We start from the raw sequence: 3730 nt of genomic DNA, 5'->3' as shown, positions 1-3730 counted from the left end.
CCTTGCTTGCCAACCCCATTTATGCCGATGAGGTGAAATCGGGTGGCAAAACAAGTACAACCAAAGCTGGGCCGAATGCTTACTCGCTTCCTGCGGCTAATTTACCCATGAGTAAACGGCTCGATTTTAGCGTGGGAAACAGTTTCTTTCGTAACCCTTGGGTGCCAGCGCCATCATCCACCGATGCAAGAGATGGTTTAGGTCCACTTTTTAACACCAATGGTTGCCAAAATTGTCACATCAAAGATGGCCGCGGCCATCCGCCAGAAAAAAATGACACGCATGCCGTTTCGATGTTGGTTCGCCTAAGTATTCCTGCTGTGACGGATGAGCAAAAAGCGCTCTACGCTAAAGAAGGGGGGATCCCCGAGCCCGTCTATGGTGGACAATTGCAAGATTTCGCTCTGCCCGATCAAAAAGCGGAAGGGCAAATCCACATTACTTATCAAGAGATTGCGGTTGCTTTTACGGATGGCCACCAAGTGATGTTGCGTAAACCCAATTTAAAAATCACTGAGCTTGCCTATGGCAATATGCATCCTGACACTCAGTTTTCGGCGCGTGTCGCCCCGCCAATGATTGGCCTTGGTCTGCTTGAAAGCATCGCTGATGCCAGCCTACTAGCAATGGCAGACCCTGAAGATAGTGATGGCGATGGTATCTCTGGCAAAGTGAACCGTGTTTGGGATGTAGAAAAAAAAGATTTTGCCATCGGACGTTTTGGCTGGAAGGCTGGGCAGCCTAGTTTAATGCAGCAGAATGCCGCGGCGTTTAACGGCGATTTAGGATTGACCAGCCGTTTATTCCCAAAAGAAAACTGCACCGAGAAGCAAACGCTTTGTCAAACCTTACCTAACGGCGGCGATCCTGAGGTCAGTGACAACATTCTTGATTTTGTCGAATTCTATTCTCAGCATTTAGCCGTTCCAGTGCGCCGCAATGTGGGCGATCCAAAAGTGAAGTTGGGCCAGTCATTGTTCAAGCAAGTCGGCTGTGAGAGTTGCCACCGTACTGACCTCAAAACGGTAAAAAGAACGGTTCGCCCAGCCTTGTCAGAGCAAGAAATCCATCCTTACAGTGATTTACTACTGCATGATATGGGCGAAGGGTTAGCCGATAATCGTCCAGAAGCCTTAGCCAATGGGCAAGAGTGGCGTACCCCGCCTTTGTGGGGGATCGGCTATACGCAAGAGGTGAGTGGCCATACCTATTTTTTACATGATGGCCGAGCGCGTAATCTCATGGAAGCAGTACTTTGGCATGGCGGTGAAGCGCAAAGTGCAAAAGAGAAAGTACTTCAATTCAATGCCAGCGAACGCAACGCGTTGATCGCTTTTCTTAATTCTTTATAGGGTGGGAGCATGAAATTTCCTCTGTTATTTTCGATAGTGGTTACCAGCGTACTTTCGGCTTGCCAACCCACGCCGAAAGCCATGCTTGAGCCACAAAAAACCAATCATATTAGCCAAGGTGTTTATGAGGTTGAATTTGCTGCGGCGCTGCATTTTGCTCAACAATCGTACCAACTTGCTCAATTATTTGCTCAGCAATGTCAGCAGGACGGTGTTGCGTTGCCCTTGCTGAAAGAGCAGTGGCAGCAAACCACATCAGCGTGGATGTTTTTACAAGGGCAAGAGAGAGGGCCAGCCAAAGCACTAGAGCAAAGTTGGAACGTACAATTCTGGCCAGATAAAAAAGACACCACAGGGCGAAAAATGAGCCTGCTTGCGAGCAGTGGCAAGCACTGGAGTGAGGAGCAGATTGCAAACCAGAGTGTCACAGTACAGGGGATTGGTGCATTGGAATGGTTACTCTACGATGCTCAATCACCGCTCCTGAAAAACCAGCCATTAGAAACTGGCTGTATGATTGGACAAGCGATCAGCGCGAATTTGGCGACGAAATCTCATTTGATTGCTGAGCAATGGCAACAGAATCCATGGGTGACGTTGGATCTGAGCGCTTGGCAGGCCGAATACATTGCGCTGCTCTCCAATCAGCTTGATTACAGCATGAAAAAACTGAGTCGCCCTCTAGCTAATATCGGCCAACCACGCCCTTATTTTTCAGAATCGTGGCGCGCCAAAGTCTCCTTGGATAATCTGCAAAACAATGTGCAAGCGATACAAGCACTCTATTTAGCAAAAGACGGTTTAGATCAGATGCTGCGGGAAAGAGAGCAAGTCGCCATGGCCGAACGTGTAAAAGCACATTTATCCTCAATGTTGGAAACGTGGCCGCAAACAGCCAGCTTATTTGATTTATTGCAAACGAAAGCAGGCTACCGTGAGGTGCTGGCGCTCTATAACAAGTTCGAACAACTCAATTATTTATTGCATGATGAAGTCGCGGTAGAGCTAGGTGTAGTGATAGGATTTAATGCAACCGATGGTGACTGATCTAACAAGGCGTACGCTACTGAAAGCGGCGTTATTGAGCGCTTCAGCGCCTCTGCTGCCGCTGGGGTGCGCCACTACGCGCCGTGACCCACAGCCAGCTTTGATTGGTTGCGCTATTAATAAAGGCTCGCAGTTTCGAGCCGTTGTGGCTGATGCCCAAGGCCAAGCGATTCACCAATTACCTCTGCCTGCAAGGGGACATGGTGTTGCTATTCATCCTACTCTAACGCATGCGATCGCTTTTGCTCGTCGTCCCGGCGAGTTTTTGATGGTGTTTGACTATCAAAATGGAGAACTCATCAAATTGCAACTGGCGCAACCCACGCGACATTTTTATGGGCATGGCGTTTACTCAAATGATGGTGCGTGGCTTTATGCAACCGAAGGCGAGAAAGCAACCAGTCGCGGCATTGTCGGCGTGTATGATGTGCAGCATGGTTACCAAAAAGTGGCCGAGTTCAGCGGTTTTGGCATTGGCCCTCACGAAATCATCGTGATGCCAGATGGCCGACTCGCGATTGGGGTGGGTGGTGTGCATACCTTGGGTCGTGAACCACTCAACGTAGAGAGTATGAAGCCAAGTTTGACTTATCTCTCTCATCAAGGCGAAGTACTTGAGCAGCGGATATTAAATGACCACCATTTGAGTATCCGCCATCTTGCTCATGATGGTGCAGATACTGTGCTGTGCGGCCAACAATATCGAGGTCAACCGGATGAGTATCCACCTTTGGTGGCGTTACATCACCAAGGTGGCGAATTAATTCCGCTCTTGGCAGAACCGGAGCAATGGGCAAGATTCAACCACTACATTGCCAGTATTGCGGCGACCGACCAATGGATCTTAGCAACTTCTCCACGCGGTAACTGTTACGGTATTTGGTCAAAAGAGACACGACAACTGGTCGAATTGGCCTCTTTACCGGATGCATCCGGTGTTGTGGTGCAAGATGAGCAGTTCCAAGTCAGTTCAGGAGCAGGTTTGGTGGTTAATTCTCCGTATCCTCAACCTGAAATACGCACGCGTTGCAATGTTCAGTGGGACAATCACTGGTCTGCCATCCATCACTATCGCCAACAAAGCTGAACAAGCGTAGCTTAAATTTGTTCAGCGACAATTCTCATTGCATGAGAGTTTATGAATTTATTGTTGATATCGACAACAACGTTTAGCGAATAATCGTTTCTTTTGCCATACTCAAATGTGAATCAAGGTTGTTGGATAGATCAGAATGAGTAAAAGCATCTTATTTTCTTTATTATTGATTTTTAGTAGCTTTTCTCTTTACTCTGCCGAGAAGGTGCAGCCTTTTGCTGTCTCGCAAGAGAAT

Annotated in this window: 3 protein-coding genes; all 3 read left to right on the top strand. The window is 48.2% G+C overall.

Features of this window, described 5'->3' with window-relative positions:
• Nucleotides 1–2: 2 nt before the first annotated feature.
• From B9J87_RS00930 to B9J87_RS00920, 3 genes are read left to right on the top strand one after another with little or no spacing between them, the layout of a single operon-like run.
• Nucleotides 3–1352: a di-heme oxidoreductase family protein gene (locus tag B9J87_RS00930; protein ID WP_094149199.1), complete on the top strand. Its 1350-nt coding sequence runs from the start codon at nucleotides 3–5 to the stop codon at nucleotides 1350–1352.
• A gap of 9 nt (nucleotides 1353–1361) precedes the next feature.
• Entirely contained in the window at nucleotides 1362–2399 is a 1038-nt protein-coding gene (locus B9J87_RS00925) for an imelysin family protein (protein WP_094149198.1), read from the top strand.
• Nucleotides 2389–3486 carry a DUF1513 domain-containing protein gene (locus B9J87_RS00920; RefSeq protein ID WP_176429453.1) on the top strand — a complete coding sequence of 366 codons (1098 nt, stop codon included), beginning with the start codon at nucleotides 2389–2391 and terminating at the stop codon, nucleotides 3484–3486. The genes B9J87_RS00925 and B9J87_RS00920 overlap by 11 nt, the downstream gene beginning before the upstream one ends.
• Nucleotides 3487–3730: the final 244 nt, after the last annotated feature.

Source organism: Vibrio sp. V19_P1S1T109 (assembly GCF_002241375.1).
Taxonomy (GTDB): domain Bacteria; phylum Pseudomonadota; class Gammaproteobacteria; order Enterobacterales; family Vibrionaceae; genus Vibrio; species Vibrio anguillarum.
The sequence above is the reverse complement of the archived record's forward strand: the minus strand, read 5'-3'. Positions and strand labels throughout refer to the sequence as shown.

Bases quoted from the DNA above. Each gene is read 5' to 3' on its own strand.
- B9J87_RS00920 (WP_176429453.1), top strand. From the start codon at position 2,389: ATGGTGACTGATCTAACAAGGCGTACGCTACTGAAAGCGGCGTTATTG.
- B9J87_RS00925 (WP_094149198.1), top strand. From the start codon at position 1,362: ATGAAATTTCCTCTGTTATTTTCGATAGTGGTTACCAGCGTACTTTCG.